This is a genomic window from Alterinioella sp., assembly GCF_058343375.1.
The window spans coordinates 1-16854 of sequence record NZ_JBTUJH010000048.1 but is presented as its reverse complement, the minus strand read 5'-3'; the positions used below and the strand labels follow the sequence as shown (position 1 = coordinate 16854).

The following is a 16854-nucleotide window of genomic DNA, read 5'->3' as shown; positions in this document are numbered from 1 at the left end:
CCCATGCCATGGCGTTTCGCCGCTTTTCTTCCGATCAGGTGGCGCGGTTCAATCTGGCGCAGGTCGAGGCCATTCGCGCCCATTCCGATGCCCCGATCAGCCATAATTTCATGGGCCGGATCACCGAATTTGACCATTTCAAACTTGGCCGCCAGATGGAGATCGCCACCTGGGACAGCTACCCGCTTGGCTTTCTGGAGGACCGGCTGGAGGAGGATGCCGCCCATAAACGCCGCTATGCCCGCCAGGGTGACCCTGATTTTCAGGCTTTTCATCATGATCTTTACCGCGCCGTCGGGCAAGGCCGCTGGTGGGTGATGGAACAACAGCCCGGGCCGGTGAACTGGGCCCCCCACAACCCCGCGCCGTTGCCCGGAATGGCCCGGTTCTGGGCCTGGGAGGCCTTTGCCCACGGGGCCGAGGCGGTATGCTATTTCCGCTGGCGCCAGGCCCCGTTCGCGCAGGAACAGATGCATGCCGGAATGCTGCGCCCCGATGATGTGCCGGCACCGGCCTATCATGAGGCGGCAGAGGTCGCGCGCGAACTGGCCGCGATGCCCGAGGTCGAGGTTGCACAGGCCCCGGTGGCGCTGATCTTCGATTACGCCTCGGCCTGGGCCTGGGATGTGCAGCCGCAGGGGCGCGGCCTGGATTACTTCCGGCTGATCTTCGAGATCTATCGCGGCTTGCGCAAACTGGGCCAGTCGATTGATATCCTGCCCGCCGATACCGCCGATCTGAGCGGCTACAGATTGGTCATGGTGCCGGGTCTGGTGACGGTGCCCGACGCGTTGATGGCGGCCATTGGCGGCTGCGACGCGCAGGTGATATTCGGGCCGCGCACCGGCTCCAAAACATCTGAAATGGCGATCCCGGTGCCGCTGCCGCCCGCCATTCCCGGCCTTGATGTGACGGTGGCGCGGGTCGAGAGTTTGCGCCCCGACATGGTGCTGCCCTCGACGCATATGGGTAACATAATTGGCTGGCGCGAGGTGCTGGAGGGCGCGGCCGATGTGCAGATCAGAACCAAGGACGGCATGCCGGTGATCATGGGGCAAAACGGCCGCTACTATCTGGGCGGCTGGCCGGATGCGGAACTTCTGTCCTCAATCCTGACCCGGGCCTTGCGTGATGCCGGTCTGACCGCGCTCGACCTGCCGCCAGATATTCGCAAACGCCATGCGGGGGGGCGGGAATTTCTGTTCAATCACGGGCCGGATCCGGTGGAATATCAGGGCCATCTGATCCCCGCCGCAGGCGTGGTCTGGACGCAGCCCAGCTGAGCCCCGCCCCAGCCCGGCCCCGGGGGTTGCACCTTTGCGCGCCCGCGTGCATCACTCGGGCTTCTGTCAGAAGGGGCGCTGTCATGGCCGGGGTCAGGGTTGTCATCAACGGGTTCGGGCGTATCGGCCGGTCGGTGTTGCGCGCCTGGTTGACCTCGGATACCTGGCCCGAGATCGAGATTGTCGGCGTCAACGATATCGCCCCGCTGGATATCTGCGCCTATCTGTTTGAATTTGATAGCGTTTTCGGCCCCTTTGCCGGCGGTGTCGAATCTGAGCCCGGTGCGCTGATCGCTGCCGGGCGGCGCATCCCGTTTACCCAACAGCCGGATCTCTCAAAGCTTGACCTTGGCGGCACCGATATCTTGATGGAATGCACCGGCCGCGCCGCCGACCGTGTGGTTGCGGAACAGGGGCTGGCGGCGGGGGCGGCGCGGGTGCTGGTGTCGGGCCCATCGCCCGAGGCTGATCTGACCGTCGTTCTGGGGGCCAATGATGAGAAACTGATGCCTGCGCACCGGATCGTCTCGAACGCGTCCTGCACCACCAATGCGCTGGCCCCGCTGGTGCGCGTGCTCGATGATGCTTACGGTCTGGAAACCGCGCTGATGACCACGGTGCATTGCTATACCGGCAGCCAGCCCACGGTGGATATGCCGATGGCCAACCCGGCCCGCAGCCGTGCCGCGGCGCTGTCGATGGTGCCCACCACCACCAGCGCTGAACAACTGGTTGATGTCGTGCTGCCGCATCTGGCCGGGCGGATCACCGGATCGGCGGTGCGGGTGCCGGTCGCCAGCGTGTCCTGTGTCGATCTGGCGGTGATCCTGCGCGACCGCCCGCAAGCTGCCGATGCGCGCGCGCATCTGGCCTCATCGGGTGGCGTCATTGGCTATACCGACAAGCCGTTGGTGTCGTCAGACCTGCGGGGGCGGGCGGAATCGCTGATCGTGGCGGGGCCAGAGATCAAACGTTCCAAAGGCGGCATGCTGCGGGTCTTTGGCTGGTATGACAATGAATGGGGCTTTTCCTGCCGAATGCTGGATCTGGCCCGACTAATGGGAGAATTGCGATGAGCGGATACAAGACATGGCTGCGGGCCGGAAATTTCATTGATGGCGCATGGGTCGGGGCCGATAGTGGCGAGACCATCAACGTTACCAACCCGGCCACCGGCGATGTGATCGGCACCATTCCCAATGCCGGCGAGGTTGAAACCGCGCGCGCCATTGACGCCGCCCATGCCGCCTTTCCCGGCTTCGCCGCGATGGATCTGATGACCCGCGTCGGCCTGCTGTGGAAGCTGCATGACGCGGTGATGGATAATTGCGATGATCTGGCTGAGCTTCTGACCATTGAGATGGGCAAACCGCTGGCCGAGGCCAAGGGCGAGATCACCATCGGCGCGCAATATATCCGCTGGTTCGCCGAAGAAGCCCGCCGCGCCAAGGGCGAGATTGTGCCCGCCGGCGTCAATGGCCGCCGCATTCTGGTCACCCATCATCCGGTCGGCGTCGTTGGCATGATTACACCGTGGAATTTCCCCTCCTCGATGCTGGCGCGCAAATTGGGCCCGGCTCTGGCGGTGGGCTGCACGGTGGTGGCCAAACCGGCCACCGCAACGCCCTATTCGGGGCTGGCATGGGCGGCGCTGGCCGAGGAAGCAGGCTTTCCCAAGGGCGTGGTCAATGTCGTCACCGGCTCGGCGCGCAAGATCGCGGGCGCGATGATGGACAGCCCCGTGCTGCGCAAACTGACCTTCACCGGATCGACCGAGGTCGGCAAGCTGCTGATCCGGCAATCTGCCGAGACGGTCAAGAAAGTCTCGATGGAACTGGGCGGCAATGCCCCTTTCATCGTGTTCGATGACGCCGATCTGGACCGGGCGGTTGATGGGGCCATGGCCTCGAAATTTCGCAATGCCGGGCAAACCTGCGTCTGTGCCAACCGGCTCTATGTGCAGGCCGGTATCCACGATGCCTTTGTCGCCAGATTGATCGAAAAGACCGAGGCGATGAAGGTCGGAAACGGGATGGAACCCGGCGTTGAACAGGGGCCGATGATTGATATCGCGGCGGTCGAAAAGGTCGAGGAGTTCATCACCGATGCCACCGCCAAAGGGGCCACGATCGCCACCGGCGGCGCGCGGCATGGCAATGGCGGATCCTATTTCACGCCGACCATAATCACCGGTGCCACCCAGGCGATGAAATTCGCCAAAGAAGAGATTTTCGGCCCGCTGGCCCCGGTATTCCGGTTCGAGACCGAAGAAGAGGTCATCGCCATGGCCAATGATACCGAGTTTGGGCTGGCCTGCTATGCCTATACCGCCGATCTGGGCCGCGTCTTTCGCCTGAACGCGCGGCTGGAATACGGCATGATCGGAATCAATTCGGGGCTGATCACAACCGTCGAGGCCCCGTTTGGCGGCGTCAAGGAAAGCGGCATGGGCAAGGAAGGCGGCAGCCAGGGGTTGGAGGATTATCTCGACACCAAATATGTCTGCATCGACGGTATCTGAGGCGGCGGCCCGGATTTTTCTGACAGAAGTGTCAAAAATAAGTGACAGATGTGTCACTTTTATCGGCGCAGAACGGGGCGGTGGGGTGAATTCCACCGAACCCGATGACTTTGAATTGGCCCCGGGGGCCGGGCCTATGGGGCAGATTCGGGGACCCGTTCAAGGCGGGGTATGTGCGGATGCGGGTGCCAATGCGGAATGCGGCGGATGGCGGGTTCGAGCCCGAAACAGACCCCGGTCCCAAGGCGCTTTTCAAAGCAATCAAGTCCGACCGTATTGCGATAATCGGGTTCCTTGCGGCGATACCCGCAGTCAGCCGCCCAAAGTCACGCCATAGGCGGCAGGGCCCGCCATGCGCAGAACCTGCCGGATCAGGGCCGCCCCGTCAGCATCATAGGCCACCCGGGTCAGGCATAACAGCGGCGTGTGGCGGTCGACCGACAGCGCCACCGCGTCGCTCATGCTGGTTTCTTCCGCATGCAGCCGGTCTTCGATGCGGGCCGCGCTCAGGCCGATCCGGTCCAGGATATCGCCCAGATCGGCAGGCAGATCCTCGTCGGGATCGGGGCAGATGGCTTCGGGCAGATGCAGCTCTTCCAGCGCGAACCGGTCGCCGCCCGATTTCAGCATGCGGGCATAATCATGCAGTCGTCCGGGGCCAAAAAGCGCCTCGGTGTCGGCATCGGGGGCGCGCAACGCGTGGCGGCTGCGGAACACGTCCAGCTCCAGCGCCGCGCCACCCGGTCCGCTGAGCCGGTCAAACCCGATCCCGGCCGCCTTTGGCTTGGGTCTGGCCACGATCGTGCCGCGCCCCGGTTTGCGATGCAGATACCCCTTGCCTTCCAGCGTGATCAGGGCCCGGCGCATGGTGCCCTGGCTGACGCCAAATTCCGCGGCCAGTTCAAATTCGTTGCCAAGGCGCTGACCTTCGGCCCAGATCCCGGCCTCGATCCGGCGCAACATCTCGGTTTCGGCTTTTCGGTAGAGCGGCTCACGCGGCATGTGTCTTCCTTCGGTTCTGATGGCGGATCAGGCGGGAATGCTTGTCGAATGCTTCGATGGCGGCGCAGAGCGTGGGCAGGCCTGCATCATCGGGATCATCCGGGCAAGGGTCCCTGCCGTGGCGATGTCGTCACCAATGGTGGTATGGCGGTCTTCTTCGGGGATGGAAACGGACAGACGGTCGCAGAGCGCATCCGGCGTCTGTTCCGCCGAGCAACCCAACCGGATGGATCGCCAATATCGGAAATCAGGCGGGAGACACCCTGAGGCGGCGTTGTGACCGCCCGCCAATTGCACCGGAAGCTGTGGAATGATGCGCTGTTCGATCATCACATCCACCCCGGAAAGCCACAGCAGAACGCCTGCATCGAGCGCTACAACCGCATAGTCAGGCATGAATGGCCACCATGCGGGCGGCCGGGGCTGCCGCGGGATTTCCGTGTCACCCGTCTGCAACCGCAGCGACGACGTCACTGAGGACGTCACTGAGGTTGGCTGCGATCTCGGTGATCTCTCCCATTGCGGGCACCGTGCTCAGCGTGCCGCGGGCGGCGTAGTAGCTGATCAATGGCGCGGTCTGGGCGTGATAGGCCGACAGGCGTGTGCGCACCGTCTCGGTATTGTCGTCAGCACGCCGGTTGAATTCGGTGCTTTTACATTTGTCGCAGGTGTCCGGCAGGGCGGGCTGCTTGAAATCATCGTGATAGCCTTCGCCGCAATCGGCACAGGTATAGCGGCCGGCAACCCGGGCAACCATGGCCTCGTCATCGACCTCAAGGCTGATCACGGCGCTGATCGCGTCGCCGCGCTCAGCCATCAATTCGTCCAGCGCCGCGGCCTGCGCCTGGGTGCGGGGAAAGCCGTCCAGAATGGTGCCTTTGGAAACATCGGGCTGCTCGAGGCGCTCTTTCAGAATCGCCAGCACGATGTCATCGCAGACCAGGTCGCCCGCTTCCATCACGGCTTTGGCGGCTATTCCGGCTTCAGTGCCCGCCGCCACCGCGCCGCGCAGAAGATCGCCGGTCGATAGCTGCACGAAGCCAAATTTCTCCTCCAGCATCCGCGCCTGGGTGCCCTTGCCGGCCCCCGGAGGCCCGAGAAGGATAAGGTTGACGGGGCGTGTTCTGGTCTCCGTTGTCATGATGCGCCCGCCCTATTCGCCGGCCCGATTGGCAATCAGATCATCGACCACCGATGGATCGGCCAGGGTCGAGGTATCGCCAAGCGAGTCGAAATCATTTTCGGCGATTTTGCGCAGGATCCGGCGCATGATCTTGCCGGACCGGGTTTTCGGCAGGCCGGGGGCCCATTGAATGACATCGGGTTTGGCAATCGGCCCAATTTCGCGGCGGACCCAATCGGACAGTGTCTTTTTCAGCTCATCTGACGGGGTTTCGTCGTTCATCAGGGTGACATAGCAATAAATGCCCTGGCCCTTGATCGGGTGCGGGTAGCCGACCACCGCGGCCTCGGTGACGGCCTCATGCGCCACCAGCGCGCTTTCGACCTCGGCGGTGCCCATGCGATGGCCGGACACATTGATCACGTCATCGACCCGGCCGGTGATCCAGTAATCGCCATCCTCGTCGCGGCGGCAGCCGTCGCCAGTGAAGTAATAGCCCTTGAAATCGGCGAAATACGCGGAAATGAACCGGTCATGGTCGCCATAGACGGTGCGCATCTGGCCCGGCCAGCTATCGGCCAGAACCAGCACGCCCTCAACCCCGTTGCCCTCGACGATCTCGCCGGTCGTGGGATCCAGCACCAGCGGGCTGACGCCAAAGAACGGTTTCTGCGCGGCACCGGGTTTCAGTTTGTGGGCACCGGGCAGGGCGGTCATCATGTGGCCGCCGGTTTCGGTCTGCCACCAGGTATCGACGATCGGGCAGCGGCCCTTGCCGACATGTTTATTATACCAGTTCCAGGCCTCGGGGTTGATCGGCTCGCCCACGGATCCCAGAACCTTGAGGCTGGACAGGTCGTATTTCTCAACGAATTCCGGGCCCTTGCCCATCAATGCACGGATGGCGGTGGGGGCGGTGTAGAACTGGTTTACCTTGTGCTTTTCGCACACTGCCCAGAACCGGCCGGCATCGGGCCAGGTCGGCACGCCTTCGAACATCACCGTGGTGGCCCCATTGGCCAGCGGGCCATAGACGATATAGCTGTGCCCGGTGACCCAACCGACATCGGCGGTGCACCAGAACACGTCGCCCTGGTGGTAATCGAATACATATTCATGCGTCATGGACGCATAGACGATGTAGCCGCCGGTGCTGTGCACCACGCCCTTGGGCTGCCCGGTGGAACCGGACGTATACAGGATGAACAGCGGATCCTCGGCACCCATTTCCTCGGGCGGGCAATCGGTGCTGACCGTGGCGGCGATGTCGTCATACCAGATATCGCGGCCCCCGACCCAGGCCATCTGTTGGCCGGTGCGCTTGACCACCAGGCATTTGGTGTCGATCACATTGTGCAGCAGCGCCTTGTTGACGTTGTCTTTCAGCTCGGTGATGCGGCCACCGCGCGGGGCCCCATCTGACGTGATCACCAGCTTGGCACCCGATCCATTGATCCGGGCTGCCAGCGCATCGGGCGAGAAGCCGGCAAAGACGATGGAATGGACGGCCCCGATCCGGGCGCAGGCCAGCATCGCATAGGCGGCCTCGGGGATCATCGGCATGTAAAGAACGACGCGGTCGCCTTTCTGCACGCCAAGCTCTTTCAGGACATTGGCAAAGCGGCCAACTTCCTGCGCCAGCTTGTTATAGGTGATGTGCTGCGCGTCTTCGTCAACTGAATCCGGTTCAAAAATGATCGCGGTCTGATCGCCGCGGGTCGCCAGGTGCCGGTCGATGCAATTGGCCGCAACATTGAGCGTGCCATCCTCATACCATTTCACATGCACGTCATCATAGGCAAACGACGTGTCCTTGACCTTCGTATAGGGCTTGATCCAGTCAATGCGGCGGCCATGCTCGCCCCAGAACGCTTCAGGGTCAGCGATGGAGGCGGCATACATTTCATCATATTTGGCAGTGTCGATATGGGCCCCGGTCAGGATGGCGGGCGTCATGTCAGTATCGTTGGGCAATGGTCTCTCCCTTGCAGAGTGCCGGTTCTGATCCCAGACAAAAGGCACGCCGAACCGGTGGTGGAAAACGATGTTTCCCGCGTGCCTTGCTGTTGCGAACGGCCCGGCCGATGGTCTGCGGCAGAGCCAAAGCGATGCCCGCGATGGGCTGATGATCTGATTAACCTCCCCAAGCAAGACACTGATCCACGGCTGGCGCGCCGAATTCCGCATCCGGTGCGCCGGGGTTCGGCGTCAAAGAACAGATCTTGCTGATCTCATGTGCAGAACATTACAAAGTTACGCCACAATCGGAACGGGTGGCGGGTGCGCCGGGCCGAATTCTGTCACAGATTTTCAACCACGACCAGAACGTTGAAAAATTGTTTACAACAAATCAATGGAATCATTTATAGCGCGTCGCGCCAAACCGAATTCACCGGCCAAAGCCAGCAAACCCTGTCAGTCAGCGGTCAGGCCTTGAAACGTCCCTTCCAGCCAGGGCATCTGGTGCAGACCCGGTTTTATGAAATGGGTTTCGATCAGGTCGCGTGCGATGGCGGCAATCTGGGTTGGCACGTCGCCGGTCCAATCCGCGCCCGAATACAGCGCGATCTGCCGGGAAAACCCCGCAAACGGCAGCGGGTGTGCGTCGATGTCATCGCGGAAGCGGCCGGCGCGCAGCAGGCTGAGCGGGGTTGTAATGGTCCAGCCCCGGCCACCTGCGACCAGCGCGCTGATGGATTGGTTGCTGTCCATCTCGAACCAGTTGGGCAGGTCCAGCCCCTGACGGATCAGCGCATCCTCGATCTGCCGGCCCATGACCTGCGCCTGATCGCGGCGCAGCAGGCGCAGATGCCCAAGCCCTGCCAGCCCGTCAGAGATATCGGTGCCATGGGGCACCGCCAGGATATAGGGGTCTTGCACCAGCGGGTGCATCGCAACACCGGGCGGGGTGGCGCGACCGGCGGCGCAGATCGCGATATCGAGCGACTGGTCGGCAATCTGCCCCAACAGGATATGGCTGGGGCCGGTATGCAGGCGAAATTCGCAATGTTGCATGGTCTCGGCCAGCCGCGCGGTCAGTTCGGGCGTCACCACATTCTCGAAATCCTCGATCACGCCCATGCGCAGGGCCGAAACCTGGCTGAGATCAAGCGCGGTCAGATCGCGCTGGCCGTGCCGCAATGCGCCAAGGGCGGCCTCGACATGGCGCAGAAACTGACGGCCCGCCTGGGTCAGCACCATCGGGCGGCGGCCCTGGTCGATCAGCGGCACGCCGACGGCGGCGGTCAGGTTCTTCAGTTGCTGCGAAACGGCCGGCGCGCTCATTCCCAGGCGCCTGGCAACCTCGCCGACCGATCCGGTCTCGGCCAGCGCTTCGAACACTTCCAGACCCCGGATCGAGACACCTTTCAAAACTCCGGGCATGGTCCCTCTGCTTTCTGCCGCATAAGGGCTCAGGCGGTTATGATCTGTTGCAGCAGGTCGGCGGGCACCTCGACCCCCTGCGCATCTATGCGGTCACGGGTGGCTTGCAACGCGTCTGCCGTTGGATCGGGTCGCGCCTGGCCCGTCAGGGCCCCAAGCGCTTCGGGGTTTACCGCCAGCAGGCAATGCCCGGCCTGAAACGGCCCGCCAAGCGGCCCCTCGAAAACAGGGCCATCTGCATCTGATTTCGGCATTTCCAAACCAGCGGCGAACAGCTGAACAAAGGTCGCAAATACGGTTCCGGGTGCGGCGCGGTCCTGCACGATCGTGGCGGCCATGTCGCCATTGGGGAAGGCCAGGGCGATCTGGCGCGGCGCGGCGATATCGCCACCGCCTGGTCGCGGAACCCGCATGGTCGCCAGGCAGATCCCCACCAGCCCCGCCACGGCGCAGCTTTCGGCGGCATGTGCGGGCAGCGTCATCGGATAGGCATTGCGTATTGTCAGCATCGCGATGCCATGGTCGCGGGCGGCCCGGATCAGGGGCGTGAGGCCAGCCTCGAATGCAGGGCAGGCAAAGCCGCCATCGGCATCGACCGACATGGCCGATGGTCCTGTTTGGCGGGTTCGCGGAATGCCCTGCCCATTGACCCGACCGCAGCGCAGATGTTCGACCGTATCGGGCAAGGTCGCCAGCCCCGCGCCGCGCAACCCGTCGCGTTCGGCAAGGCGGATCGAGCGGGCCATGGCGGCGGCATTGCTGGCAGAGGTTCCGGCCCGGATCAGGACATCCCGCGCAAGGGTTTCGATATCGGCAAGGCTGAGTAACTCATTCATGTCGAATATGTGTAACCGGGGTCTCTCGCCTGTCAATGCGAAGCCGCGCCGGGACGCAGCCCAATGCGCAAAGGCCCGGTGTCACTGGTGGTCAGGCATAGAGAAACTCGACCGTGCCGTCGGGCAGGATGGCGGCCGTCGTCAGCACGCCGGTTGTCCAGGCGCCGGTGTCGATGCAGATCCGCCCTTCGTCGGTGACCGGATAGTCGCCGGCGGTGTGGCCATGCACGACCCACAGCCCGTCATTGCGCGGCCGGCTTTCAAATTCGGGATGGCCCCAGAGCAGGACGCGCGGCGATTGGTCCTGCATGTCGTGCTGCGGGTCGGCGGCGGCATGGACCACCCAGAGATTGCCCGAAGACCAGCTCAGCGGCAGCCCCATGAGCCAGTCCAGCATCTCGGGCTTCATCCGCCGGCGCAGCGCGGCAGCCCCGGCGCGTAACAGATCCGGCGTGCCACCCGGTGCCAACTGGCTGGTATGCAGGCCAAAGCTGTCCAGCGTTTCACGGGCCCCGCTGCGCAACCAGCGCGGGCCGCGCGTGGCCGGATCGGCCAGAAAATCCAGCAGCATCCGTTCGTGGTTGCCCATCAGGCAGGTCACATTGTCAGGCAGTTCCTGCACCAGTTCCCAGACCCGGTCCAGCACATCAGCGCCGTCGGGGCCGCGATCTATCAGGTCGCCGACAAAAACCACCTGCGGATTGGCCGCGTTGACCCGCCCGACATGGGCGTCGATCCGGTCCAGCGCGCGTTCCAGCAGATCGGCGCGGCCATGGATATCGCCGACGACATAGACCGGATTGACCGGGCGCGGCAGATTTTCCGCTGGCTGCCGCTCGGGCATCGCGGCGCGGGGCCGGGTCAGGATGGAACGCAGGTTACGGATCATGTCAGTCACTTGCGCTGGCGGGCACAGAAAAACAAGGGGCCAGGGCGCATCGGTGGCGGTGGGTCGCCGATTTCAGTCCCGCGCCCGCAGGATCCGGGCGGGCCGGGCTGCCAGCGGGTGCCAGGCAAAGCCAAGCCCGGCCACAAGCGCCGCCGCCGCCCCGCCGATGACAATGGCAAGCGCCGAGGGTGCGTTGAAGGCATAGCCCGTTTCCATCACAAAGCGCATCACGGCCCAGCCCGCCAGCGCACCCGCGCCAACTGCCACCAGCCCGGCCGCGGCACCCTGCATGGCGGCGCGCAAGGCAAAGCTGAGCAGGATGCGCCCGCGCGTGGCCCCGAGTGTCTTCAGCACCGCCGCCTCATAGGTTCGGGCCCGTTCGCCCGCTGCCGCCGCGCCGATCAGAACCATGAACCCGGTGGCCAATGTGGCCGCCGCCCCCCAGGATGTTGCGGCGGCAATGCCCGCCAATGCGCGCGCCACCAGGTCCAACGCATCGCGCACCCGGATGGCGGTAATGTTGGGCGCGTCGCGGGCCACATCGCGCAGGATCGCGGCCTCGGCGGCCTCATTGGCATAGACGGTTGCGATATTGGTATGCGGTGCCCCGGCCAGCGCATTGGGCGACATCGTGATGACAAAGCCGATCCCGGCATTGGAAAAATCGACCTCGCGCAAGACGGCAATGGTGGCGGTGATATCGCGGCCCAGAATGTTGACCGTCATGGTGTCGCCGATGCCGATGCCGATCTCGCGGGCTGCATCGGCACCAAAGGCCATCAGCGGCGGGCCGTCATAGCCCGGCGGCCACCATTGGCCTTCGACAATTTCCTCGGGGGGCGGGCTGGCTTCCAGATAGGTGATGCCCCGGTCGCCATGCGCGACCCAGTGATCGCCCGCGACCTCACGCGCGGGGCGGCCATTGATGCGGGTCACGAAGCCGCGCAACATGGGCGCGGTTTCGATGCGGGTCACGCCGGGATCATCCGTGACGCGGGCCAGAAAACCGGGCAGTTGATCGCGCTGGATGTCGATAAAGAAATAGGACGGGGCCACCTGCGGCAGGTCACGCTGAATGGCGGCGCGCAGATTGCTGTCGATCTGGCCGATGGCGGCCAGAACGCTCAGCCCCAGGCCAAGCGACAGGACCACGCTGGTGCTGTCCGAGCCGGGGCCGCCAACCGCCCCCAGTGCCAGCCTGAGCGCGCTGCGCCCCCGCACCAGACGGCTTTTCGCCAAGCGCCGCGCCGCCATCCGCAACAGCCAGGCCATTGCCACCAGCACCAGCAATGCCGCGATGATGCCGCCCGCCGACCACAGCGCCAGATAGGGCAGACCTGACAGCCAGGCCGCCGCCGCGATCAAGGCTGCGGCCAGCGCTGCCGATACCAGGATATAAGGCCAGCGCGGCCACCCGGTCAGCCCCAGTTGCGCCTGCCGAAACAACGTGGCGGCGCGGAGCTGTTCGGTGCGCGCCAGCGGCCACAGCGCGAATATCAGGGCGGTCAGCGCGCCATAAAGTGCTGCCTCCAGCAACGGCGCGGGATGCAGGGCGAAATTGGCGGGCACTGGCAGGCGGGCCTCGATCAGCGGCGCAAAGACCAGAGGCAGGCCCGCACCCAGAATCAGGCCAAGCGCCAGGCCAAGCAGCGTCAGCAAGCCGATCTGCATCAGGTAGATGGTAAAGATCAGCCGGCCGCTGGCCCCCAGGGTTTTCAGCGTGGCGATGGTTTCGGTCTTGCCATCGAGATAGCTGCGCACGGCGGCCGAAATGCCGATGCCCCCCACCGCCATTCCCGCCAGCCCGACCAGCACCAGAAACGCCGCGATCCGGTCCACGAAGGCGCTGAGCGCCGGGGCCGCATTGCGCCTGTCGCGCCAGCCATGGCCGTTATCGCCGAACAGCGTGGTGGCCTCGGATCGCAGCGCGTCCAGATCCGCATCGGGGGGCAATTGCAGCCGGTATTGGCTGTCAAACAGCGTGCCGGGGGTCAGCAGGCCCGAGGTTTCAAGCGCTGCAATCGTCACGATGGTGCGGGGGCCGGGGCCGAAATTGCCGCCCGCCATGTCGGGCTCCTGCTCCAGCGCGGCGCGCAGTTCAAAGGCCTGAGTGCCAAGCGTGAAGGTGTCGCCGATCTCCAGCCCCATCTGGCCGATCAGAACCGGGTGCATCACCGCACCGGGCAGGGCATTGGGCAGGTCGCGGGTGGCAAGCGCCTCGGCCATGGTCATTGCAGGTGCCAGGCCGACATCGCCATAAAGCGGATACAGCCCATCGACGGCGCGCACCTGTGTCAGGGCGCGTATTGCCTCGCCATTGCGCAGGGTTACGGCCATGGACCGGAAATCGAGCGTTTCGGAGACGGCCAAGGCATTGGCGGCCATCCAGGCGCGTTCCTGATCGTTTGCGAGGCGCATTGAAAAGCGCAGCTCGGCATCGCCGCCCAGGATCACCGCGCCTTCATTCGCCAGGCCGGTCTCGATGGCCATCCGCACCGACCCGACCCCGGCAATCGCGGCAACGCCAAGGGCCAGGCAGGCCAGAAAGATGCGGAAACCCCGCAAACCGCCGCGCAATTCGCGCCGTGCGATCCGGGCGGCAAGCCTCATTCGGCGGCCTGCGCGGGGGTCGCGCGGTCGATCTGCCCGTCGCGCAGGCGGATCACCCGGTCACAGCGGCGGGCCAGTTCTGGCGCATGGGTGACCAGAATCAGCGTCGCGCCATGGCGGTCGCGCAGGCCAAAGAGCAGATCCATGATGGCGGCACCATTGGTCTCATCCAGATTGCCCGTGGGTTCATCGGCCAACAGGATCTTCGGGCGTGGTGCTGCGGCGCGGGCCAGCGCCACCCGTTGTTGTTCACCGCCCGATAGCTGGCCGGGATAATGCCCGGCGCGATCGGCCAGCCCGACAGTTTCCAGTTCCGCCGCGGCGCGGGCAAAGGCATCGCGGTGCCCGGCAAGCTCCAGCGGGGTTGCAACATTTTCCAGTGCGGTCATGGTGGGGATCAGGTGGAAGGATTGGAACACCACCCCCATATGATCCCTGCGCAACCGGGCCAGGCCATCTTCGTTCAGCGCGCTCAGATCATGGCCCATGGCCACCACCCGGCCCGCGCTGGCGCGTTCCAGCCCGCCCATCAGCATAAGGAGCGAGGATTTGCCCGACCCCGACGGCCCCACCAGCCCAAGCGTTTCGCCCGCTTGCACCTGCACCGTGATGTCGCGCAGGATATCGACAGGCCCGGCATTGCTGTTGAGCCGCAGCGACACATTGGAAAGGTCCAGAATGGGTGTGGTCATGACATGGCTCCGGCAGGGTCTGTCCCTTGGATATGGGGCATTGGCAGGGTGGGGCAAGGCGCTTGGCGTCGCGGTGTATGTTTTGGCCGGGTCGGTTGCCGCGGCCAATGAGGTGGTCATCGCCGCTTTGGGCGACAGTCTGACCCAGGGCTATGGCCTGGCGCAGGATGACGGGCTGGTGCCGCAACTTGAACGCTGGCTGCGCGGGCGCGGCCATGACGTGCGGCTGATCAACGCGGGCGTGTCGGGCGACACCACGGCGGGCGGTCTGGCGCGGGTGGGCTGGACGATGGGCGATGATGTCGATGCCATGATCGTGGCACTTGGCGGCAATGATCTGTTGCGCGGTATTGCGCCCGAAGTGAGCCGGGCCAATCTGGAGGGTATCTTGCGGGCGGCTGAAGCCGCCGATATCGCGGTGTTGCTGGTGGGCCTGCGCGCTTTCAACAATTTCGGGCCGGAATATCAGGCCGCATATGATGCGATGTTCCCGGAACTGGCTACCGAATACGGCGCTTTGTATTTCGGTGATTTTCTGGGCCCGATTTCGGGGCCCGATGCGGCCGGGCAGGGCGTGTTTCTGCGGCGCTATATCCAACCGGATGGATTGCATCCCAATGCCGCCGGCGTGGCGCGGATTGTCGAAGCGATCGGGCCTGTGGTCGAGGCGCTTATTGCCCGCGTGCCGCAACCCTGATCGCGGTGTCGGCATCCCGGCAGGCCCGATTGCCCGTTCCGGGCCGGGATCCTGGCGCGGCGTTGGGCCTGGCCGATCTGCTGGCGGATGAGTCGTGAATAGGTCGTGATGGTTGGAAGATGTCCGCTGGTGCCGGTCAAAACCCGGATTGGGGCGGAACGCTGGTCAGATTGCCGCGATCGGGGCCTGTCTGGCGCAGCAATGACTTGCGGGCAATTATCGGCGCGTTACCATTGGAAATTCCAGCGGAGGGGCAGAGATGACGCATATTCTGGCGATTGATCAGGGGACAACATCCAGCCGGGCCATCCTGTTCGATGCCGCGATGCGGCCGGTGGCCTCGGCGCAGCAGGAATTCACCCAACATTTTCCTGCCTCGGGATGGGTCGAACATGAGGTGGAGGATATCTGGAATACCGTGATATCCACCTGCCGGGCGGCGCTGGACAAGGCCGGTCTGACGGCGCGCGATCTGGCCGGGATCGGCATCACCAACCAGCGCGAAACCACGCTGTTATGGGACCGCAAGACCGGCGCGCCGGCCCATCGCGCGATTGTCTGGCAGGATCGGCGGACCGCGGAGCTTTGCACCGCGCTGCGTGATCAGGGGCATGAGGCGATGGTGCAGCACCGAACCGGGTTGCTGCTGGACCCCTATTTCTCCGGCACCAAGCTGGCCTGGTTGCTGGACAATGTCGATCGCGCGCGGGAGCGGGCCGAGGCGGGCGAGCTGATGTTTGGCACCGTTGACAGCTATCTGATCTGGCGGCTGACCGGCGGGGCTGTCCATGCAACCGACGCCACGAACGCAGCCCGGACGCTGCTTTATAATATCCGCGACGGCATCTGGGATGCAGAGATCTGTGGGCTTCTGAACATCCCCATGGGGATGTTGCCCGAGGTGCGGGATTGCGCCGCATGTTTTGGTGATACCGTGCCAGGGATTCTGGGTGCATCGGTGCCCATTCTGGGCGTTGCGGGGGACCAGCAGGCGGCCACGATCGGGCAGGCCTGTTTCGCGCCGGGGATGATGAAATCGACCTATGGCACCGGCTGTTTCGCATTGCTCAATACCGGTGATGCGCTGGTCGAAAGCAAGACCCGGATGCTGGGCACCATCGCCTATCAGTTTGACGGCAAGCCGACCTATGCGCTGGAAGGCTCGATCTTCATCGCGGGGGCGGTGGTGCAATGGCTGCGCGACGGTTTGCAGATCATCAAGGCGGCATCCGAGACGCAGGCGCTGGCCGAGATCGCGGACCCGGAACAGGAGCTTTACCTCGTGCCCGCGTTCACCGGCCTTGGCGCACCCTATTGGGATGCGGAATGCCGTGGCGCGGTGTTCGGCTTGACGCGCGGTTCGGGCCCGGCCGAATTTGCCCGCGCGGCGCTGGAAAGCGTCGGCTTCCAGACCCGCGACCTATGGGAAGCCATGCGCGCCGATTGGGGCGGGGCGGGCGAGGGCCGTATCTTGCGGGTCGATGGCGGCATGAGTGCTTCGGACTGGACGATGCAGTTTCTGGCCGACATTCTGGGTGCGCCGGTGCATCGGCCCGAAGTGCTGGAGACGACAGCATTGGGGGTGGCGTGGTTGGCGGGAATGCAGGCGGGGATATATCCGGACCGGGATGGATTTGCCGCGACCTGGGCGTTGGAGCGGGAGTTCGTGCCGGAGATGGGCGCGGATCGGCGGGAGGCGCGATATGCCGGGTGGAAGGATTCAGTGGCGCGGACCTTGAGCCGGTAGGTAGTCTTTGTTTGGGGTCGGATTGCTGCGCAATCCGACCCGGGGGGGGGGGGGGGCGCCCCCCCCCCCC

At 64.5% G+C, this 16854-nt stretch carries 13 protein-coding genes and 1 pseudogene; 6 read left to right on the top strand and 8 right to left on the bottom strand.

All coding sequences use genetic code 11. The features are described 5' to 3' along the window. From ACW8PS_RS07875 to ACW8PS_RS07865, 3 genes are all read left to right on the top strand, one after another. On the top strand, positions 1 to 1283 hold a 1283-nt coding region (locus tag ACW8PS_RS07875), incomplete at its 5' end, for a beta-galactosidase (protein ID WP_491526801.1). Between the two features lie 83 nt (positions 1284 to 1366). Next, positions 1367 to 2359, top strand: a complete 993-nt coding sequence (locus tag ACW8PS_RS07870; protein ID WP_491526800.1) for a type I glyceraldehyde-3-phosphate dehydrogenase — start codon at positions 1367 to 1369, stop codon at positions 2357 to 2359. Continuing rightward, on the top strand, positions 2356 to 3804 hold the full coding sequence (locus tag ACW8PS_RS07865) for an NAD-dependent succinate-semialdehyde dehydrogenase (protein WP_491526799.1): 1449 nt from the start codon (positions 2356 to 2358) through the stop codon (positions 3802 to 3804). The genes ACW8PS_RS07870 and ACW8PS_RS07865 overlap by 4 nt, the downstream gene beginning before the upstream one ends. Positions 3805 to 4116: 312 nt before the next feature. On the opposite strand, the gene ACW8PS_RS07860 is transcribed toward ACW8PS_RS07865, so the two are convergent. Next, on the bottom strand, positions 4117 to 4806 hold the full coding sequence (locus ACW8PS_RS07860; protein ID WP_491526798.1) for a GntR family transcriptional regulator: 690 nt from the start codon (positions 4804 to 4806) through the stop codon (positions 4117 to 4119). Positions 4807 to 5136: 330 nt separating this feature from the next. Here ACW8PS_RS07860 and ACW8PS_RS07855 point away from each other — a divergent pair. Beyond that, positions 5137 to 5208, top strand: a pseudogene (locus ACW8PS_RS07855) (integrase core domain-containing protein); the annotation flags it as partial. Between the two features lie 40 nt (positions 5209 to 5248). Here the strand turns inward: ACW8PS_RS07855 and ACW8PS_RS07850 are convergent. The 7 genes from ACW8PS_RS07850 to ACW8PS_RS07820 form a co-directional block, all read right to left on the bottom strand. Next, positions 5249 to 5947, bottom strand: coding sequence for an adenylate kinase (locus tag ACW8PS_RS07850; RefSeq protein ID WP_491526797.1), 699 nt, complete (start codon positions 5945 to 5947; stop codon positions 5249 to 5251). 12 nt (positions 5948 to 5959) lie between these two features. Beyond that, positions 5960 to 7885, bottom strand: a complete 1926-nt coding sequence (gene acs / locus ACW8PS_RS07845) for an acetate--CoA ligase (RefSeq protein WP_491526802.1) — start codon at positions 7883 to 7885, stop codon at positions 5960 to 5962. Positions 7886 to 8344: 459 nt separating this feature from the next. Beyond that, a complete protein-coding gene (locus ACW8PS_RS07840; RefSeq protein WP_491526796.1) occupies positions 8345 to 9313 on the bottom strand; it encodes a LysR family transcriptional regulator in 969 nt (322 codons plus the stop codon). A gap of 29 nt (positions 9314 to 9342) precedes the next feature. Continuing rightward, on the bottom strand, positions 9343 to 10149 hold the full coding sequence (locus ACW8PS_RS07835; RefSeq protein ID WP_491526795.1) for an Ldh family oxidoreductase: 807 nt from the start codon (positions 10147 to 10149) through the stop codon (positions 9343 to 9345). Positions 10150 to 10240: 91 nt separating this feature from the next. Further along, entirely contained in the window at positions 10241 to 11038 is a 798-nt protein-coding gene (locus tag ACW8PS_RS07830) for a metallophosphoesterase family protein (protein WP_491526794.1), read from the bottom strand. A gap of 72 nt (positions 11039 to 11110) precedes the next feature. Continuing rightward, positions 11111 to 13648 carry an ABC transporter permease gene (locus ACW8PS_RS07825; RefSeq protein WP_491526793.1) on the bottom strand — a complete coding sequence of 846 codons (2538 nt, stop codon included), beginning with the start codon at positions 13646 to 13648 and terminating at the stop codon, positions 11111 to 11113. Then, positions 13645 to 14340 (bottom strand): ABC transporter ATP-binding protein, encoded by a 696-nt coding sequence (locus tag ACW8PS_RS07820; RefSeq protein ID WP_491526792.1) that lies wholly within the window; start codon positions 14338 to 14340, stop codon positions 13645 to 13647. The genes ACW8PS_RS07825 and ACW8PS_RS07820 overlap by 4 nt, the downstream gene beginning before the upstream one ends. Here ACW8PS_RS07820 and ACW8PS_RS07815 point away from each other — a divergent pair. Beyond that, complete coding sequence (locus ACW8PS_RS07815; protein WP_491526790.1) at positions 14339 to 15037, top strand: arylesterase; 699 nt, start codon at positions 14339 to 14341, stop codon at positions 15035 to 15037. The two genes, ACW8PS_RS07820 and ACW8PS_RS07815, sit on opposite strands and share 2 nt — an antisense overlap. A 259-nt stretch (positions 15038 to 15296) precedes the next feature. Then, positions 15297 to 16784, top strand: a complete 1488-nt coding sequence (gene glpK, locus ACW8PS_RS07810) for a glycerol kinase GlpK (RefSeq protein ID WP_491526789.1) — start codon at positions 15297 to 15299, stop codon at positions 16782 to 16784. The last annotated feature ends 70 nt before the right edge of the window (positions 16785 to 16854 follow it).

What these genes read in the sequence shown, in the direction of transcription:
- ACW8PS_RS07870 (WP_491526800.1), top strand. Translation starts at nt 1,367, where the DNA reads ATGGCCGGGGTCAGGGTTGTCATCAACGGGTTCGGGCGTATCGGCCGG.
- ACW8PS_RS07865 (WP_491526799.1), top strand. Translation starts at nt 2,356, where the DNA reads ATGAGCGGATACAAGACATGGCTGCGGGCCGGAAATTTCATTGATGGC.
- ACW8PS_RS07860 (WP_491526798.1), bottom strand. Translation starts at nt 4,806, where the DNA reads ATGCCGCGTGAGCCGCTCTACCGAAAAGCCGAAACCGAGATGTTGCGC.
- ACW8PS_RS07850 (WP_491526797.1), bottom strand. Translation starts at nt 5,947, where the DNA reads ATGACAACGGAGACCAGAACACGCCCCGTCAACCTTATCCTTCTCGGG.
- acs (WP_491526802.1), bottom strand. Translation starts at nt 7,885, where the DNA reads ATGACGCCCGCCATCCTGACCGGGGCCCATATCGACACTGCCAAATAT.
- ACW8PS_RS07840 (WP_491526796.1), bottom strand. Translation starts at nt 9,313, where the DNA reads ATGCCCGGAGTTTTGAAAGGTGTCTCGATCCGGGGTCTGGAAGTGTTC.
- ACW8PS_RS07835 (WP_491526795.1), bottom strand. Translation starts at nt 10,149, where the DNA reads ATGAATGAGTTACTCAGCCTTGCCGATATCGAAACCCTTGCGCGGGAT.
- ACW8PS_RS07830 (WP_491526794.1), bottom strand. Translation starts at nt 11,038, where the DNA reads ATGATCCGTAACCTGCGTTCCATCCTGACCCGGCCCCGCGCCGCGATG.
- ACW8PS_RS07825 (WP_491526793.1), bottom strand. Translation starts at nt 13,648, where the DNA reads ATGAGGCTTGCCGCCCGGATCGCACGGCGCGAATTGCGCGGCGGTTTG.
- ACW8PS_RS07815 (WP_491526790.1), top strand. Translation starts at nt 14,339, where the DNA reads ATGACATGGCTCCGGCAGGGTCTGTCCCTTGGATATGGGGCATTGGCA.
- ACW8PS_RS07820 (WP_491526792.1), bottom strand. Translation starts at nt 14,340, where the DNA reads ATGACCACACCCATTCTGGACCTTTCCAATGTGTCGCTGCGGCTCAAC.
- glpK (WP_491526789.1), top strand. Translation starts at nt 15,297, where the DNA reads ATGACGCATATTCTGGCGATTGATCAGGGGACAACATCCAGCCGGGCC.